At 72.7% G+C, this 16,324-nt stretch carries 15 protein-coding genes and 1 pseudogene; 9 read left to right on the forward strand and 7 right to left on the reverse strand.

Annotated elements, in window-relative coordinates; genetic code table 11:
* Positions 1–103: 103 nt before the first annotated feature.
* From hutH to K6I34_RS14845, 5 genes are all read right to left on the reverse strand, one after another.
* Positions 104–1,642, reverse strand: a complete 1,539-nt coding sequence (gene hutH / locus K6I34_RS14825) for a histidine ammonia-lyase (RefSeq protein WP_229326194.1) — start codon at positions 1,640–1,642, stop codon at positions 104–106.
* 199 nt (positions 1,643–1,841) lie between these two features.
* Positions 1,842–3,008 carry a GGDEF domain-containing protein gene (locus tag K6I34_RS14830; RefSeq protein WP_229326196.1) on the reverse strand — a complete coding sequence of 389 codons (1,167 nt, stop codon included), beginning with the start codon at positions 3,006–3,008 and terminating at the stop codon, positions 1,842–1,844.
* A 220-nt stretch (positions 3,009–3,228) separates the two neighbouring features.
* Positions 3,229–4,026, reverse strand: coding sequence for an enoyl-CoA hydratase/isomerase family protein (locus tag K6I34_RS14835; RefSeq protein WP_229326173.1), 798 nt, complete (start codon positions 4,024–4,026; stop codon positions 3,229–3,231).
* Positions 4,027–4,234: 208 nt separating this feature from the next.
* Positions 4,235–5,458, reverse strand: a complete 1,224-nt coding sequence (locus K6I34_RS14840) for an adenylate/guanylate cyclase domain-containing protein (RefSeq protein ID WP_229326175.1) — start codon at positions 5,456–5,458, stop codon at positions 4,235–4,237.
* A 91-nt stretch (positions 5,459–5,549) separates the two neighbouring features.
* Entirely contained in the window at positions 5,550–6,425 is an 876-nt protein-coding gene (locus K6I34_RS14845; protein WP_374230923.1) for a biotin--[acetyl-CoA-carboxylase] ligase, read from the reverse strand.
* Between the two features lie 224 nt (positions 6,426–6,649).
* Here K6I34_RS14845 and K6I34_RS14850 point away from each other — a divergent pair, with 224 nt between their 5' ends.
* The 5 genes from K6I34_RS14850 to K6I34_RS14865 all read left to right on the forward strand — a co-directional run bounded on the left by K6I34_RS14850 (position 6,650) and on the right by K6I34_RS14865 (position 10,928).
* Positions 6,650–8,260 (forward strand): acyl-CoA carboxylase subunit beta, encoded by a 1,611-nt coding sequence (locus K6I34_RS14850; protein ID WP_229326178.1) that lies wholly within the window; start codon positions 6,650–6,652, stop codon positions 8,258–8,260.
* A gap of 38 nt (positions 8,261–8,298) precedes the next feature.
* Positions 8,299–8,505, forward strand: a complete 207-nt coding sequence (locus K6I34_RS14855; RefSeq protein WP_229326180.1) for an acyl-CoA carboxylase subunit epsilon — start codon at positions 8,299–8,301, stop codon at positions 8,503–8,505.
* A 78-nt stretch (positions 8,506–8,583) separates the two neighbouring features.
* Entirely contained in the window at positions 8,584–8,715 is a 132-nt protein-coding gene (gene mmpB, locus K6I34_RS38295) for a morphogenic membrane protein MmpB (RefSeq protein WP_275127068.1), read from the forward strand.
* A 103-nt stretch (positions 8,716–8,818) separates the two neighbouring features.
* Positions 8,819–10,285 (forward strand): penicillin-binding protein 2, encoded by a 1,467-nt coding sequence (locus tag K6I34_RS14860; RefSeq protein ID WP_229326182.1) that lies wholly within the window; start codon positions 8,819–8,821, stop codon positions 10,283–10,285.
* Positions 10,286–10,316: 31 nt separating this feature from the next.
* Entirely contained in the window at positions 10,317–10,928 is a 612-nt protein-coding gene (locus tag K6I34_RS14865) for a nucleoside triphosphate pyrophosphatase (protein ID WP_229326184.1), read from the forward strand.
* Positions 10,929–11,042: 114 nt separating this feature from the next.
* Here the strand turns inward: K6I34_RS14865 and K6I34_RS14870 are convergent, their stop codons facing one another.
* A complete protein-coding gene (locus K6I34_RS14870) occupies positions 11,043–11,363 on the reverse strand; it encodes a hypothetical protein (RefSeq protein WP_229326186.1) in 321 nt (106 codons plus the stop codon).
* 147 nt (positions 11,364–11,510) lie between these two features.
* Here K6I34_RS14870 and K6I34_RS14875 point away from each other — a divergent pair, with 147 nt between their 5' ends.
* The 4 genes from K6I34_RS14875 to K6I34_RS14890 all read left to right on the forward strand — a co-directional run bounded on the left by K6I34_RS14875 (position 11,511) and on the right by K6I34_RS14890 (position 16,031).
* Entirely contained in the window at positions 11,511–12,077 is a 567-nt protein-coding gene (locus K6I34_RS14875) for a DJ-1/PfpI family protein (RefSeq protein WP_229326188.1), read from the forward strand.
* 185 nt (positions 12,078–12,262) lie between these two features.
* A complete protein-coding gene (locus K6I34_RS14880) occupies positions 12,263–13,027 on the forward strand; it encodes an IclR family transcriptional regulator (protein ID WP_229326190.1) in 765 nt (254 codons plus the stop codon).
* Positions 13,028–13,440: 413 nt separating this feature from the next.
* Positions 13,441–15,192: a biotin carboxylase N-terminal domain-containing protein gene (locus K6I34_RS14885; protein WP_229326192.1), complete on the forward strand. Its 1,752-nt coding sequence runs from the start codon at positions 13,441–13,443 to the stop codon at positions 15,190–15,192.
* A gap of 224 nt (positions 15,193–15,416) precedes the next feature.
* Entirely contained in the window at positions 15,417–16,031 is a 615-nt protein-coding gene (locus K6I34_RS14890; RefSeq protein ID WP_374230924.1) for a TetR/AcrR family transcriptional regulator, read from the forward strand.
* 99 nt (positions 16,032–16,130) lie between these two features.
* Here K6I34_RS14890 and K6I34_RS14895 read toward each other — a convergent pair.
* Positions 16,131–16,324 (reverse strand): annotated as a pseudogene (locus K6I34_RS14895) (DeoR family transcriptional regulator); the annotation flags it as partial.

Below are 16,324 nucleotides of genomic sequence, written 5' to 3' on the forward strand. Positions count from 1 at the left end.
CCACCAAGCCCGTCCGGCGATTGAGGACGCGTCCGCAGGACGCTCCCGCCACAGGCGGCAACGGCGGGGAAGCCGCAAGACGGTGGACGGAGCCACCAACGGGTCAGGCCAGACGCCCCGTCACCGTCTCCGCCGCCGTCACCAGTGCGCCTTCCCTGACGAAGGACTCCGCCGCCGCCAAGTCCGGCGCCAGGAAGCGGTCTTCGCCCGGGCCCTCGACGCCTGCGGCGCGTACCGCCTTGAGGACCGCCTGGGAGGCCGGGGACGGCGTCAGGCCCGCGCGGAGCTCGATCGCGCGCGTGGCGGCGACCAGTTCGACCGCGACGACGCGCGTGAGGGCGGCGACGGCCGTCCGCAGCTTGCGTGCCGCGGACCAGCCCATCGAGACGTGGTCCTCCTGCATCGCGGAGGACGGGATCGAGTCCACGGACGCCGGCACGGCGAGCCGCTTCATCTCGCTGACCAGGGCGGCCTGGGTGTACTGCGCGATCATCAGGCCGGAGTCGACACCCGCGTCACCCGCCAGGAACGGCGGCAGGCCGTGCGAGCGGTTCTTGTCGAGCAGTCGGTCGGTGCGGCGCTCGGCGATCGACGCCAGGTCGGCGGCGGCGATGGCGAGGAAGTCCAGGACGTACGCGACGGGCGCGCCGTGGAAGTTGCCGTTGGACTCGACGCGGCCGTCCGGCAGGACGACGGGGTTGTCGACGGCGGCGGCCAGCTCGCGGTCGGCGACCAGCCGGGCGTGCGCGAGGGTGTCCCGGCCCGCGCCCGCGACCTGCGGGGCGCAGCGGATGGAGTACGCGTCCTGGACGCGCGGCGCGTCGTCCTGGTGGTGCCCGGTGAGCCCCGAACCGGCGAGCACGCGCAGCATGTTGTCGGCGCTGGCGCCCTGGCCGGGGTGCGGGCGGATGGCGTGCAGCTCGGGCGCGAGGACCTTCTCGGAGCCCAGCAGCGCCTCCAGGGAGAGCGCGGCCGTGATGTCGGCGGAGGTGAGCAGTCCGGCGAGGTCCGCGCAGGCCATGACCAGCATGCCGAGCATGCCGTCGGTGCCGTTGAGGAGCGCGAGCCCCTCCTTCTCGCGCAGTTCGACCGGCTCGATGCCGTGGGCGGCGAGCAGCTCCGCGGCCGGGCGCACGACACCGTCGGGGCCCTCCGCGTCGCCCTCGCCCATGAGGGTGAGCGCGCAGTGGGAGAGCGGCGCGAGGTCCCCGGAACAGCCGAGGGAGCCGTACTCGTGCACGACCGGGGTGATGCCCGCGTTGAGGATCGCCGCCATCGTCTCGACGACCAGGGGGCGTACGCCCGTACGGCCGGAGGCGAGGGTCTTCAGTCGCAGGAACATCAGCGCGCGGACGACCTCGCGCTCGACGCGCGGGCCCATGCCCGCCGCGTGCGAGCGCACGATGTTGCGCTGGAGCTGGGCACGCAGCTCGGGGCTGATGTGGCGGACGGCGAGGGCACCGAAGCCGGTGGAGACGCCGTAGACGGGGTCGGGCTTGGCGGCGAGGTCGTCGATGACCTGCCGGGAAGCGGCGACGGCGGCCAGCGCTTCCTCGGACACGACGACGCGCGCGCCGTTACGCGCCACGGCGATCACGTCGTCCGCGGTCGTCCCGGCCGTCCCCACCACCACAGTGTGCATATCCATATTCAGGCACCCTAGAGACTGAATCGCGACCTGTCACTAGGTAGCGGAAAACGGGCTTCTGCCAGGTCCAACGCTGACGGCTGCGCCTGGCATACCGGTGGCGCCTACGAGCTCGGTCCACCGTGCCCGTCCGGCGAGCGCGGGCCGCGTGTGGCTGGTCGCGCCGTTCCTCGCGCCCCTTACGGGGCGCCCATCACCCACGCCCGCGGAAGATCCGCCGCTCCGCGGCGGCCGGCTCGGGCGGGTGGTCCGCGAGTTCCACCGCCTGGTCCCCGAGCCCCTCGCGGCCGGCGACGACCGGCTTCTCTGCGAGCACCGCCTTCGCCCGGTACTGCGCGGCGTCGGCCAGCCGGAACAGCCGCCGGGCCGACCGTACGGGCCCGATCGGGTCGCCCGTCGAGGCCACGCCGCACGCGACGCCCTCGCCCAGCTCCAAGTCGGCGGCCCGGCGGCACAGTTCACCGGCCACGCGCACCACCTCGTCCGCCCCGGGCCCCACGGTCACCAGGCAGAACTCGTCACCGCCGAGCCGTGCCGCCAACGTCCCCGGGAGCATCGCGCCGCACAGGGACAGCACCGAGCCGAACCGTTCCAGCAGCCGGTCCCCCACCGCGTGGCCCAGGGTGTCGTTGACCCGCTTGAGGCCGTTGAGGTCGCACACGACGAGGCTGACGACGGCGCCCTCCGTGAGGTGCCGCTCCACGGCCTCGTCCAGGCGGGCGTCGACGGCACGGCGGTTGCCGAGGCCCGTGAGCGGGTCGGTGAAGGCGAGCCTGCGCACCTCCTCCAGCCGCTCGGTCTGGGCTATGCCCGCCGCCGCGACGGCCGCGAGCACGGTCGCGAAGTCCGCGTCCGTACGGTCGAAGGGCTGCGCTCCGGGCGGCCGGGCCACGTAGAGCTCGCCCCAGGCCCGCCCGTGCAGCACGATCGGGGCGACCACGCAGCAGCCCCGCCCGCGCCGCCGCAGCGCGGCGACCCGCTTCCAGCTGCCCCCGGGAACGGCCGCGAGCCGACGGTACGGGCCCTCCAAGCCGTTCGGGCCGTTCGGGCCGTACGCACCGGCCTCCTCGGCCCCCTCGCTCTCGTCCGCGCACTCCACCCAGGCGCGGGGGCCGGAGCCGCCCCCGGCCCACTCCTCGTGCAGGAACTCGGCGATCTCGGGGAAGTCGTGCACCGGGTACGACTCGTCGTCCGGATACCGTTCCTCGCCCTCGGCGAGCTCGCCCGCGTTCACCAGGACCCGCAGCCGCCCGTGCCCCCGCTCCCACGTGGAGATGGCGGCGAACGTGCCCCCCAGTGCGCTCCGGGCCCGCTCGGCGGCCGCGCCCACGGACTCCAGCGGGGACTGTGCCGCCGCCATCGCCTGTGCGAGCTCCACCACGGCGCCCAGCCGAACGTCGCACTCCCCGCCTTGTGCCACCCGTGCCTCACATCCCGTCGCCGCGCGCTTTCTGCACCCAGCGTAAGAACGTTGTGCGCGTTCTGCCGCATGACCGGATGACGGCCTTCCGCTACGGCCTCCGACCAGGGCCGTTACGGGCCGCTACGGGGTATTTACAGGGCTATTGCCCCGCTCCGCGTCACTCGCCCGGCCAGTCGGGCGTGCGCTTCTCGTTGAACGCCGCCACGCCCTCGGCACGGTCGGCGGAGAAGGCCACCGCGCGCCAGGCGGCGTCCTCGACCTCCAGGCCCGTCCGCAGGTCGAGCCCGTGCCCCAGGCGCAGGGCGCGCTTGGCGGCGCGCAGGCCCACCGGGGAGTTCGCCGCCATGCGCGCGGCCAGCGCGAGCGCCTCCGTACGGTCCTGGCCCTCGTCCACGAGCTCGTCGACCAGGCCCAGGGCGAGGGCCTCCGCCGCCGGGACCCGCCGCGCCGTGAAGATCAGCTCGGCCGCCCGCGCGGCACCGACGCGGCGCGGCAGCAGCTGGGTGCCGCCACCGCCCGGGATCACACCGACCGACACCTCGGGCAGCCCCACCACGGCCGTGCTGTCCGCCACGATCACATCGCAGGACAGCGCCAGCTCGAACCCGCCGCCCAGCGCGAAGCCGTGCACCGCCGCGATCGTCGGCACCGGCAGCTCCAGCACGCCGGTGTAGCAGGCGCGGGCGTACGGGCGCTGCCGCACCATCTCGGCGTCGGAGAGGGAGTTGCGCTCCTTCAGGTCGGCACCGACGCAGAAGGCCCGCTCGTGGGTGGACGTGAGGACGACGGCCCGGACGCTCCTGTCGGCGGCGAGGGCGGCGGTGGCCTCCGCGACGCGGGTCGCCATCTCCTGGGAGACGGCGTTCATGGCTTTGGGGCGGTCGAGTACGAGCTCGGCGACATGGTGGTCATGTCGCCGGACCGCGATCCACTCGCCGAACCGCTGCTCTTCCATCGGGCCCTCCCTGGGTGCGCCTCGGTTAACGGTCGTGAACCTACGCGCCCGCGCTGCGCTTGCACCAGCCCCGCCCCCTTCAGGGGCGCGGGGCTGTGACATTGTGCGGCTCCGCCGCGTGGGCGCGACAAGCCCCCACCGAGCCGCAGACGCACACCGGGCGGACAACCCACCCCGGTAGGCGGGGGTTCCGGGGCGGAGCCCCGGGTCAGCCGCGCCGCGTGAGGAGCCAAGGCTCCACGACGCCCAGCCCCCGCACCGGCCTCTGCCACATCGGCTGCAGCGCAAAGCGGTACTGGGACTCCGTCTCCGGCCCCACCTCCGCCTCCGACTTCGGCGCGTCCCCGGCCCGCGCGAGCTCCTCCGCGAACGCGCTGTCGACGAGGACCGCGTCCTTCGGCGCTATCGACGTCAGCCGCGACGCCAGGTTCACCGTCGTGCCGAAGACGTCGCCCATGCGCGTCGTGACCGTGCCGAAGGCCATTCCCACGCGCAGCTCCGGCATGGTCTCGTCGTGGGTCATGGTCTCGATCAGGCGCAGGCCGATCTCGGCGGCGGTGCCCGCGTCGTCGGCCGCGTAGAGCACCTCGTCGCCGAGGGTCTTGATGAGGCGTCCGCCGTGCGCGGCCACGAGGTCGGCGGCGGTCGTCTCGAACGCCTCGACGAGCTCGCCCAGCTCCTCCTCCTCCAGACGGCGCGTCAGGCGGGTGAAGCCCACGAGGTCGGCGAAGCCCACGGCCAGCCTGCGGTCGACCATCTCCGCGTCGTCCTGCGCCTGGACGACGCGGCCGGTGGCGGCGGCGAGCTGCCGTCGCCAGACGTAGATGAGGAACTCCTCCAGCTCGGGCAGCAGCAGTTCGACGAGCGGGTAGGTGATCTCCGTCCGGGTCATGCCCGGCTCCTGAGGCTCGGTCAGGCCCTCCAGGAAGGAGTCGATCTGCCAGTCGGCGAGCCGGGCCGTGGTCTGCCCGGTGGACCGGGCGACCTGCACGGCCATGGGCTCGCTGAGCAGCCCGGCCTCCACCAGGCCCGCGAGCCGCCGCAGGGCCAGCACGTCCGCCTCGGTCAGGGCGCGGGCCTGGCCGATGTCGGCGAAGCCCATGGCGCGCCAGAAGCGGGCGGCCAGGTCCATGGAGACCCCGGCCGCGCGCGCGGCCTGGAAGGGGGTGTAGCGGCGCTCGGCACCGAGGATCAGCGACTCCAGCCGCAGGGCGATGGGGTCGCCCTCCTCGTCGCCGTACTCCTCGACGCCCTTGGCCGCGGACCCCCGCGCGCCTCTCGCGACCCCGCCCGTGCCGTTGCTGTTGCCGTTCCCGGCACCGGGTTCCGCTCCGGACTCCGCACCGGAGTCCTCACGCGCAGCACTGTTGTCCCCCGTGGCCTCTCCCGTGGCCTCAACGGCACGGGAGGCACCCCCACCGTCGGCGGTCACCGCCCGCCCCCTGTCCGATCCGTGCGCACTGCCCTGCCGATCACTGCTCGCTTAGGTTCCGGGCACAACGATACGACAGGTGTGCCGTAGCTCACTCTTCCGACGGGGCGGGGCGCAGATGAACGATGTCGCCCGCGCCCACCGGACGCTGCACGCCCTCGCCCGTCGCCAGCACCAGCCGGCCGTCCCCGTCCACGGCCACAGCTTCCCCGACCAGCTCGCGTCCGCCGGGCAGTTCGGCCCGTACGGTCCGGCCGAGCGTGGCGCAGCCCGCCGCGTACGCCTCCCGCAGGCGGCTCGCGCCGGGGTCGCCTCCGGCGCGCCGCCAGGCGCCGTACCACTCCTCCAGGGAGCGCAGCACGGCCCGCAGCAGCGGGTCGCGGTCCGTGCCGCGCGCCCCGGCCAGGGCCAGCGAGCCCGCGGTGGGGACGGGGAGTTCGTCGGCGCGCAGCGTCACGTTCAGGCCGATACCGACGACAACGCTGTCACCGGCGCGCTCGGCGAGGATGCCGCCCGCCTTGCGCTCCTGGCCGTCCACGGTGACCAGCAGATCGTTGGGCCACTTCAGGGCCGTGTCGACGCCCGCGGTCCGGGCGAGCGCGGAGGCGGTGGCGACGCCCGCGAGGAGGGGCAGCCAGCCCCAGCGCTCGGCGGGCACGCCGGGGCCGGGGGTGAGGAGCACGGAGAAGAAGAGCCCCGAGCGCGGCGGCGCCGACCAGGTGCGGTCCAGCCGCCCGCGCCCGGCGGACTGCTCCTCGGCGACGAGGACCGCGCCCTCCCGCGCGGTGCCCGCCGAAGCGGCGGCGACCAGGTCGGAGTTGGTGGAGCCGGTCCGCGCGACCACGTCGAGGGAGGTCCACAGCCCGTCGGGCCGCAGCAGGGCGCGGCGGAGCGCGGTGGCGGCGAGTGGCGGGCGGTCGAGGTCGGACCAGCGGCCGCCGTGACCGCGGGCGTCGTCAGAAGACATCGGGGGAGTCATGGGAGCCACGATAGGAGCCACGGCAGGACATGACGGGAAGGGGACGGCGCGGGACAGGTGGTGGGACAGGTGGTGGGACAGGTGTGGGACAGGTGTGGGACAGGTGTGGGACAGGTGTGGCCAACGACGCACTGCCGCTGCGCATCCGCGCCGATACGCTACGAACCGGTAGCCCAAGCCCACCCCTCTGGACGAGCAGGAGCCGCATCCCGATGTCCGAGCCAGCAACCACGCGCGGATCCGAAGCCATCGACATCCACACCACTGCGGGCAAGCTCGCGGACCTCCAGCGCCGGATCGACGAGGCGACGCACGCGGGCTCCGCGCGGGCGGTGGAGAAGCAGCACGCGAAGGGCAAGCTGACGGCCCGGGAGCGCGTCGAACTGCTGCTGGACGAGGGTTCCTTCGTGGAGCTGGACGAGTTCGCCCGGCACCGGTCGACCGACTTCGGCATGGAGCGCAACCGCCCGTACGGGGACGGTGTCGTCACCGGCTACGGCACGGTCGACGGCCGTACGGTCGCCGTGTTCTCGCAGGACTTCACCGTGCTCGGCGGCTCGCTGGGCGAGGTCTTCGGCCAGAAGATCATGAAGGTGATGGACTTCGCGCTGAAGACCGGCTGTCCGGTCGTCGGCATCAACGACTCCGGCGGCGCCCGCATCCAGGAGGGGGTGATGGCGCTCGGCATGTACGGCGAGATCTTCCGCCGCAACACCCATGCCTCCGGCGTGATCCCGCAGATCTCCCTGGTCGTGGGCCCCTGCGCGGGCGGCGCGGTCTACTCCCCGGCCATCACGGACTTCACGGTGATGGTGGACCAGACCTCGCACATGTTCATCACGGGCCCGGACGTCATCAAGACGGTCACCGGCGAGGACGTCGGTTTCGAGGAACTGGGCGGCGCCCGCACGCACAACACCACCTCGGGCGTGGCGCACCACATGGCGGGCGACGAGAAGGACGCCGTCGAGTACGTCAAGGCGCTGCTGTCGTACCTGCCGTCCAACAACCTCTCCGAGCCGCCCGCCTACCCCGAGGAGGCGGACCTCGCGGTGTCGGACGCCGACCGCGAGCTCGACGTCCTGATCCCGGACTCCGCGAACCAGCCGTACGACATGCACACCGCCATCGAGCACGTGCTGGACGACGGCGAGTTCCTGGAGACCCAGGCCCTGTTCGCGCCGAACATCCTCACCGGCTTCGGGCGGGTCGAGGGGCACCCGGTCGGCGTGGTCGCCAACCAGCCGATGCAGTTCGCGGGCTGCCTGGACATCGACGCGAGCGAGAAGGCGGCCCGCTTCGTCCGCACCTGCGACGCGTTCAACGTCCCCGTGCTCACCTTCGTGGACGTGCCCGGCTTCCTCCCGGGCACGGACCAGGAGTACAGCGGCATCATCCGGCGCGGCGCCAAGCTGATCTACGCGTACGCCGAGGCCACGGTGCCGCTGATCACGGTGATCACCCGGAAGGCGTTCGGCGGCGCGTACGACGTCATGGGTTCCAAGCACCTCGGCGCGGACCTCAACCTCGCGTGGCCCACCGCGCAGATCGCGGTCATGGGCGCCCAGGGCGCGGTCAACATCCTGCACCGGCGCACGCTCGCGGAGGCCGGCTCCCCCGAGGAGCAGGAGGAGCTGCGCGCCCGGCTGCTCGCGGACTACGAGGACACACTGCTCAACCCGTACGTGGCCGCCGAGCGCGGTTACGTCGACGCGGTGGTCATGCCGCACGAGACGCGCGCGCACATCGTGCGCGGGCTGCGCGCCCTGCGCGACAAACGCGAGGCGCTGCCGCCGAAGAAGCACGGCAACATCCCGCTCTGAGCGCGTCCGGGCGCGTCTCCCCTGCCGAGGAGCTGACCATGATCAAGGTCGTACGGGGCAATCCGACACCCGAGGAGCTGGCCGCCGCACTGGCGGTGGTCCAGGCCCGCGCGGCGGCACGGGCGGCCGCCGCGCCGGAGGACAGCCCCCGCACCGAGTGGGCCGATCCGGCCCGCAGGGTCATCGCACGCCGCACGCCCCGCCCGGGGCCGCGGTCGTGGCGTACGTCGTACTGGCCCGCGTGACCGGGCCGGGCGGAACGTCGCAGGTCTGAGTACGCGTACTCAGGCGCCCGGGGCCGGTCCGGCCACAGCATGGAAGCCATGCTGTGGTCGGATCCGCCCGAAGAGCCTCCCGAGGAGCTGCGCGAAGTCCAGGCGATGCTCCGCCGGGCGGGCCTCGTGCTGGCCGTCGGCGTGCTCGTGCTGTTCCTGCTGCTGGGGATGGGTCCCTGAGCGGACTGCTCTCTTTGCCCTTCTCTTTACCCTCCCGCAACCAAATTCCCGGCATTCACGTCATCACCAGTGAAATGTCGCGAAACCGGGAGCGCAGTCACTCATGAACAAGCCCGTGCGCCACATATCCGTCTTCATCGGGGTGCTGGTGCTCGCCCTCATGGCCCAGGCCACATGGGTGCAGTTCGTCCGCAACAAGGAGCTCTCCGAGCACGAGCACAACCGCCGGGTGAGGATCGCCACCTTCGCCCAGCCGCGCGGCAACATCATCGTGGGCGGCCAGTCGATCACGGGCTCGGTGGAGAACTCCGGCAGCGACTTCACGTACAAGCGGGTCTACAAGGACGGCCCGATGTACGCCCCGGTCACCGGCTACTCCTCGCAGATCTTCACGAGCTCGCAGCTGGAGAACCTCAACGACAAGCTGCTGAGCGGCCGCGACGACAGACTGCTCTTCCAGCACACCACCGACATGCTCACCGGCAAGAAGCCGAAGGGCGGCGACGTGGTGACCACGATCAACCCCAAGGCGCAGAAGGCGGCCTTCGAGGGCCTCGGGAAGTACCGGGGCGCCGTCGTCGCCCTCGACCCGCGCACCGGCAAGGTGCTGGCCCTCGCCTCGACGCCCTCGTACGACCCCTCGGTCTTCGCCGGGGACCGCAAGAAGGACGAGGCCGCCTGGAAGCAGCTGGAGGCCGACAAGAGCAAGCCCCTGCTGAACCGCGCGCTCAAGGACCGCTACCCGCCGGGCTCCACCTTCAAGATCCTCACCGCCGCGGCGGCCCTGGAGCACGGCGTCGTCACCGACATCAACGCCAAGGGCGAGGCCTCCACCCCGTACAAGCTGCCGCTCACCAACACCTACGTCCGCAACGACGTGCAGACCCCGGACTGCGAGAAGGGCTCCCTGAAGTCCGGCCTCCAGTGGTCGTGCAACAACGTCTTCCTCGACCTGGCGGACAAGATCGGCGTCGACAGGATGCGCGAGACCGCGGAGAAGTTCGGCTTCAACAACCCCAAGGTCGACATCCCGGTGCGCGCGGTCGAGAGCATCTACCCCAAGAAGCTCGACCGCCCGCAGACCGCGCTGACCGGCATGGGCCAGGGCCAGCTCGACAGCACCCCGCTCCAGATCGCCATGATGACCGCGGCGCTCGCCAACGACGGCAAGCTGATGAAGCCCTACATGGTGGAGGAGCTGCGCGGCCCGGACCTGTCCGTCCTGGAGAAGCACAAGCCCGAGACGATGAGCCAGGCCGTCTCCGCCGACACGGCGCGCAAGGTGCAGGCGATGATGGAGAACACCGCCGAGAACGGCACCGGCAAGGCGGCCCTCATCGACGGCGTCACGGTCGGCGGGAAGACCGGCACGGCACAGCGCGGCGTCAACAACGAGAAGCTGCCGTACGCCTGGTTCGTCTCCTACGCCAAGCAGGGCGACGGTTCGCCGGTCGCGGTAGCGGTCTTCATCGACCCCGAGGGCTCGGACATCGACCGCGAGGACATCTCCGGCGGCCGCCTCGCGGGCCCCATCGCCAAGAAGGTCATGCAGGCCGTGCTCGACAAGTGACGGCGGAGGCGGCCTCCGGGGAGTGTCTACGATGGCGGGCATGACCGCCGCACGACGCCTCGTCCTCGCTTCCCAGTCCCCCGCCCGCCTCGGGCTGCTCCGCGGCGCGGGTTTCGCGCCCGAGGTGATCGTGAGCGGGGTGGACGAGGACGTGCTGTCCGCGCCGACGCCCGGCGAGCTCGCGCGGGTCCTGGCCGAGGCCAAGGCCGAGGCCGTGGCCATCCGCCCGGAGGCCGCCGGGGCGCTGGTCGTGGGCTGCGACTCGGTGCTGGAGCTGGACGGACAGGCCCTCGGCAAGCCAGCGGACGCCGAGGAGGCCACGGCCCGCTGGAAGGCGATGCGCGGCCGGTCCGGGGTCCTCCGGACCGGCCACTGCGTGATCGACACGGCCACGGGCCGCCGGGTCTCGGCGACCGCCTCCACGACCGTGCGCTTCGGCGAGCCCGGCGATGCCGAGATCGCCGCCTATGTGGCCACCGGCGAACCGCTGCACGTCGCGGGCGCCTTCACCCTCGACGGCCGCTCCGCCCCCTTCGTCGAGGGCATCGACGGCGACCACGGCAATGTCATCGGCCTCTCGCTCCCCCTCCTCCGCACCCTCCTCGCGGACCTGGGAATCACGATCACCGACCTGTGGGCGTAGCCCCTGAAAGGGGGCACGCCCTAAGGGGCGCGGGGAACTGCGCGACCAGCCACAACGGACCCGCAGCCGCGCACCGACCTCAGGAGGCACCCCAGTAGGCACAACCGGCGAACCCTAAAGCGGCAGCGCACCGATCAGCGGCGAAGCCAACCCCGTCACAGGCCCCAGCGCATCCGTCACCTGCGCCACCTTCCCGATCTGCTTCAGCTTGCCGAGCTCATTCGTCGCACCCGGGTAGATGCTCATGTCGGGCGCCTTCGGCGCACTCGGCGCACCCGGCGCGGCCATCTGCGACGGGGCACCCGTCTGCGGCGGGGCGAACTCGCCCACGTTCGAACCGGGCGGCTGCGGCATCGGGGCGGCCGAAGCGGCGGTGGCGGTCATGGTCAGGGCGGCGCCGGTGAGAGCGGCGGCGGCTGCAATGCGCTTGATCATGCCCCATGAACGAGGTCGGGGCGCGCCGGTCACCATTCCTTGGGCCACTTGGGGGGCGCCTTGCCTCCGGGGTAACCCGCGTGTTCGGTTTCCTGGCCGACACCACGGCGCATATTCCGGGGTAGCCGACCCTAGGGAGCGCCAGCCATGCCGAGGATTCTGATCACGACCGGCGACGCAGCGGAGGACCTGGAGGTGATGTACCCCTACCAACGGCTGCTGGAGGAGGGGTACGACGTGGACATCGCCGCGCCCGTCGTGAAGAAGCTCCAGTTCGTGGTGCACGACTTCGTGTCGGACTTCGACACGTACACCGAGAAGCCCGGCCACACCTGGCCCGCCGATGTCGCGCTCGCCGACGTCAACCCCGCGGACTACGCGGCCGTGGTCGTCCCGGGCGGGCGGGCCCCGGAGTTCCTGCGGATGAACACGGACTTCCAGCGGATCATCAAGGCGTTCTTCGCGGCGGACAAGCCGGTCGCGCACATCTGCCACGCGGTCATCGCCCTCGCGCCCCTGGGCGTCCTCCAGGGCCGCCGCACGGCGGGGTGGCCCGCGTGCGCCCCCGACGTACAGCTGGCCGGCGGGACGTTCGTGGACGCGAACGCGGTGGTGGACGGCAACATGGTCTCGGCGCGAGCGTGGAACGACCACCCGACGTGGATGCGCGCCTTCGTCGACCTGCTGCGAGAGCGGGCACCGCTCAAGCGCTGAGAGCGGGGCGCCCCGTCAGGGGCGCGGGGAACTGCGCGCCCAGCCACGGACAACCCGCAGCCGCGAACGAAGCTCACGAGGCACCCCAGCAGGCGCACCCGGCGAACCAGCCGCACCCGCTGTGCCAAGCTGGACGGTCGGCCACCCCGGTCGACCGTCCGCCGCCGCCCGAAGGAGCCACCGCCATGCCCCAGTCCGTGGACCGCGCCCTCGACGTCCTCGACGCCGTGGCCGCCTCCGCCGGGCCGGTGACCGCCAAGGCGCTCGCCCGCGCCACGGGCTGCGGCCTGTCCACGGTCTACGAGCTGCTGGGCGCCCTCACGGCCCGGGGCCACGTGGCGCGCACGGCCGGGGGCTACACCCTGGGCTACCGCGTACCGTCCCTGCACCGCGCCTTCCAGCACCAGATGCGCCTCGACGACGAGGTGCACGGACTGCTGCTCCAGGCCCGGCGCGCGGCGGGCGCGGACACCTACTTCAGCACGTACCGGGACGGCGGCATCGCCGTCCTCGCCGGGACCTCCGCCGCCGTGCCCACCGGTGGGTTCACCGTCAGCGAGGACCAGGACGGACACGCCACCGCCCACGGCAAGATGCTGCTCTCCGCCCTCCCCCGCGCCGCCCGCCTGCGCTATCTGACCGCGACGGGCATGCGCGCCATCACGCCCCGCACCATCACCTCGCCCGAGACGCTGGACCGGGAGCTGCGCCGGGTGCGACGGGACGGCGTCGCCGTGGAGGTCGAGGAGTGCGCGCCGGGAGTGGCGTGCGTGGCCGTGCCCGTCCCTTCGGCGGCCGGTGGCGCGATCACGGCGGTGTCGGCCGCGCTCCCGCTGACGGAGTTCCACGAGCGCAAGGGGCGGCTCACGCAGACGCTCCGCCAGGTGGCGGCGGAGGCCGGAAGGCTGGCTGCCCGTCAGTGCGCCGGGGGCGCTCCGGCGCGCCGATAGCGGACCGCCGCGCTCCGCCTGGACCCGGCTCGACCGAGTGGTTACCTGCGAGTAGGCGAGCGCTCGGCCCTACTGACGGGTACACCCGAGGGGAAGGGGGCTCCGAAGCAAGGGGGAGAAAGATCCACGGCGTCCACCGCGACAGTCCGGCGATCACGCAAACTTTGGGCCACCCGTTCGTAGGGACTCAACAAAGATTCCACGCCGAAGATCGGAAGCGCGGACGGAGACCTTGCCCACACGGCCGGGCCGCCGACGACCCGCGAACCCGGCGTACGGTGGGAGAACTGGGATTTCACGACCGCGCCCGGACCGCCTTTCACACTCTGTGTGGGCAAGCTCACGCCGGACGTCGGGTCGGCATGGAGTGTTGCCTGTACCTAAACTCGCCTTGTTTCAAGGAGGGAGTCATCGTGCGCAAGGTGCTCATCGCCAACCGTGGCGAAATCGCTGTCCGCGTCGCTCGTGCATGCCGGGACGCCGGGATCGGGAGTGTGGCGGTCTACGCCGATCCGGACCGGGACGCTCTGCACGTCCGCGTGGCCGACGAGGCGTACGCGCTGGGCGGTGACACGCCTGCCACGAGCTACCTCGACGTGGCCAAGGTCCTGGCCGCAGCGGCCGAGTCGGGCGCGGACGCGATCCACCCGGGGTACGGGTTCCTGTCCGAGAACGCCGACTTCGCGCAGGCCGTCATCGACGCCGGGCTGACCTGGATCGGTCCGCCCCCGCAGGCCATCCGCGACCTGGGCGACAAGGTCGCCGCCCGCCACATCGCCCAGCGCGCCGGCGCCCCGCTGGTCGCGGGCACCCCGGACCCGGTCTCCGGTGCCGAGGAAGTCGTGGCCTTCGCTCAGGAGCACGGCCTGCCGATCGCGATCAAGGCCGCCTTCGGCGGCGGCGGACGCGGCCTGAAGGTCGCCCGCACCCTCGAAGAGGTCCCCGAGCTCTACGACTCCGCCGTCCGCGAGGCCGTCGCCGCCTTCGGCCGCGGCGAGTGCTTCGTCGAGCGCTACCTCGACCGCCCCCGGCACGTCGAGACCCAGTGCCTGGCCGACAAGCACGGCAACGTCGTGGTCGTCTCCACCCGCGACTGCTCCCTGCAGCGCCGCCACCAGAAGCTCGTGGAGGAGGCCCCCGCACCGTTCCTGACGGACGAGCAGAACGCCGAGCTCTACCGCGCCTCCAAGGCCATCCTCCGCGAGGCCGGCTACGAGGGCGCGGGCACCTGCGAGTTCCTCGTCGGCCAGGACGGCACGATCTCCTTCCTCGAGGTCAACACCCGCCTGCAGGTCGAGCACCCGGTCACCGAGGAAGTCACCGGCATCGACCTGGTGCGCGAGATGTTCCGCATCGCCGACGGCGAGGAACTCGGCTACGACGACCCGCAGCTGCGCGGCCACTCCTTCGAGTTCCGCATCAACGGCGAGGACCCGGGCCGCAACTTCCTGCCCGCCCCCGGCACCGTCACCCGCTTCGACGCGCCCACGGGCCCGGGCGTGCGCCTGGACGCGGGCGTGGAGTCCGGCTCGGTGATCGGCCCGGCCTGGGACTCCCTGCTGGCCAAGCTGATCGTCACCGGCGCCACCCGCGAGCAGGCCCTGCAGCGCGCGGCCCGCGCCCTGGGCGAGTTCACCGTCGAGGGCATGGCCACCGCCATCCCCTTCCACCAGGCCGTCGTCGCGGACCCCGCCTTCACCTCCGACCCCTTCACGGTCCACACCCGCTGGATCGAGACGGAGTTCGACAACACGATCCAGCCCTTCGCCGGTGCAGCCGCCGACGAGGAAGAGGCACCGGGCCGCGAGACCGTCGTGGTCGAGGTCGGCGGCAAGCGCCTGGAGGTCTCCCTCCCGTCCTCGCTCGGCATGACCATCGCCCGCACCGCCGCGGCCGGAGGCGCCAAGCCCAAGCGCCGCGCCACGAAGAAGGCCGGCTCCGCCGCCTCCGGTGACGCCCTGACCTCCCCGATGCAGGGCACCATCGTCAAGGTCGCCGTCGAGGAAGGCCAGGAAGTCGCCGCGGGCGACCTCATCGTCGTCCTCGAGGCCATGAAGATGGAACAGCCCCTCAACGCCCACAAGGCAGGCACCGTCAAGGGCATCACCGCCGAGGTCGGCGCCTCCGTCTCCTCCGGTGCCACCATCTGCGAGATCAAGGACTGACGCACAAGGGCCGCCACACGGGCCGGGGACCGACGTCCCGCCCGTAGCCCTTCGCGCACGTCTTCGGGCCCGGCCGCATCGGCCGGGCCCGAGGCGTTCCCAGGGCGTTTCCCGGGCGTGGTCCTGGGCCGTACGGCCCCGTGCAGTCCCCCGAACGATGGAACCTGGCGGTCGTGCCAGTGGCATTCTTTACTCGCGGGGAGTCACAGGGAGGATCGGCGGCAATGACCACGGAGACCACGCAGGCGTCACCACGTCCCATGCGCGCGGATGCGCGGCGCAACTACGAGCGGCTGCTCGTGGAGGCCCGCACGGCCTTCACCGCACACGGCACGGACGCCTCCCTGGAGGACATCGCCCGCCGCGCGGGCGTCGGTATCGGGACGCTCTACCGCCACTTCCCCAACCGCACGGCCCTGATGAGCGCCGTCTTCCAGGGCGAGGTCGACGGACTGCTCACCCGCTCCCGGGAGCTGCTGGCCTCGCCCGAGCCCTGCCGGGCGCTCGTGGACTGGCTGCGGGCCATCGTGGCGCACGCCAGCACCTACCGGGGGCTGTCGCGCGCCCTGATGGCCGCGCAGAGCGACGAGGCGTCCGCGATGGCACGGTGCAGCCTGCCGATGCGCGAGGCGGGCAGCGGGCTGCTCGCCCGCGCCCAGAGCGCCGGGGCCGTCCGCGAGGACGTGGGCATCACGGACCTGATGCAGCTGACCAACGCGATCTCCCTGGCCGTCGAGCAGTCGCCGGACGACCCCGGCCTCGCGGACCGGCTGCTGATGCTGACGCTCACCGGCCTCAAGGCACCGGGCGGCGCCGGGACGACCTGCCCCGACGCCTGACCGGCGCCTCTCCTCGCTTTCCGCACCGACCACGCGTACCGGACCACGACGCGTCGGCGTCCGTCAGCGGTCCCGTCGGGTGGTCCGTGCGGCGGACCGTCAGCGCCTCCGGGGCGCCAGATCCGCCACCCGCGCCGTCGTCTGGTCGCCCAGGGAGACGGCACTGCGCAGCTGCGGACCGGGTGGCCCGCCCTGCACCGGGCCGGGCGGCTGGCCGGGCCCCAGCGGGTGCGTACGCCGCGGCCCCGGCAGCGGGACGTCCCAGCGGCGGGACGGCGGCACCGCCTCGCCCC

The sequence above is a fragment of the Streptomyces sp. UNOC14_S4 genome, assembly GCF_020740835.1.
In the GTDB taxonomy this organism is placed as follows: Bacteria; Actinomycetota; Actinomycetes; order Streptomycetales; family Streptomycetaceae; genus Streptomyces.

What these genes read in the sequence shown, in the direction of transcription:
- K6I34_RS14880 (WP_229326190.1), top strand. Translation starts at nt 12,263, where the DNA reads ATGCCCCAGTCCGTGGACCGCGCCCTCGACGTCCTCGACGCCGTGGCC.
- mmpB (WP_275127068.1), top strand. Translation starts at nt 8,584, where the DNA reads ATGCTGTGGTCGGATCCGCCCGAAGAGCCTCCCGAGGAGCTGCGCGAA.
- K6I34_RS14835 (WP_229326173.1), bottom strand. Translation starts at nt 4,026, where the DNA reads ATGGAAGAGCAGCGGTTCGGCGAGTGGATCGCGGTCCGGCGACATGAC.
- K6I34_RS14860 (WP_229326182.1), top strand. Translation starts at nt 8,819, where the DNA reads ATGAACAAGCCCGTGCGCCACATATCCGTCTTCATCGGGGTGCTGGTG.
- K6I34_RS14870 (WP_229326186.1), bottom strand. Translation starts at nt 11,363, where the DNA reads ATGATCAAGCGCATTGCAGCCGCCGCCGCTCTCACCGGCGCCGCCCTG.
- hutH (WP_229326194.1), bottom strand. Translation starts at nt 1,642, where the DNA reads ATGCACACTGTGGTGGTGGGGACGGCCGGGACGACCGCGGACGACGTG.
- K6I34_RS14865 (WP_229326184.1), top strand. Translation starts at nt 10,317, where the DNA reads ATGGCGGGCATGACCGCCGCACGACGCCTCGTCCTCGCTTCCCAGTCC.
- K6I34_RS14875 (WP_229326188.1), top strand. Translation starts at nt 11,511, where the DNA reads ATGCCGAGGATTCTGATCACGACCGGCGACGCAGCGGAGGACCTGGAG.
- K6I34_RS14830 (WP_229326196.1), bottom strand. Translation starts at nt 3,008, where the DNA reads ATGGCGGCGGCACAGTCCCCGCTGGAGTCCGTGGGCGCGGCCGCCGAG.
- K6I34_RS14890 (WP_374230924.1), top strand. Translation starts at nt 15,417, where the DNA reads ATGACCACGGAGACCACGCAGGCGTCACCACGTCCCATGCGCGCGGAT.
- K6I34_RS14855 (WP_229326180.1), top strand. Translation starts at nt 8,299, where the DNA reads ATGATCAAGGTCGTACGGGGCAATCCGACACCCGAGGAGCTGGCCGCC.
- K6I34_RS14845 (WP_374230923.1), bottom strand. Translation starts at nt 6,425, where the DNA reads ATGTCTTCTGACGACGCCCGCGGTCACGGCGGCCGCTGGTCCGACCTC.
- K6I34_RS14850 (WP_229326178.1), top strand. Translation starts at nt 6,650, where the DNA reads ATGTCCGAGCCAGCAACCACGCGCGGATCCGAAGCCATCGACATCCAC.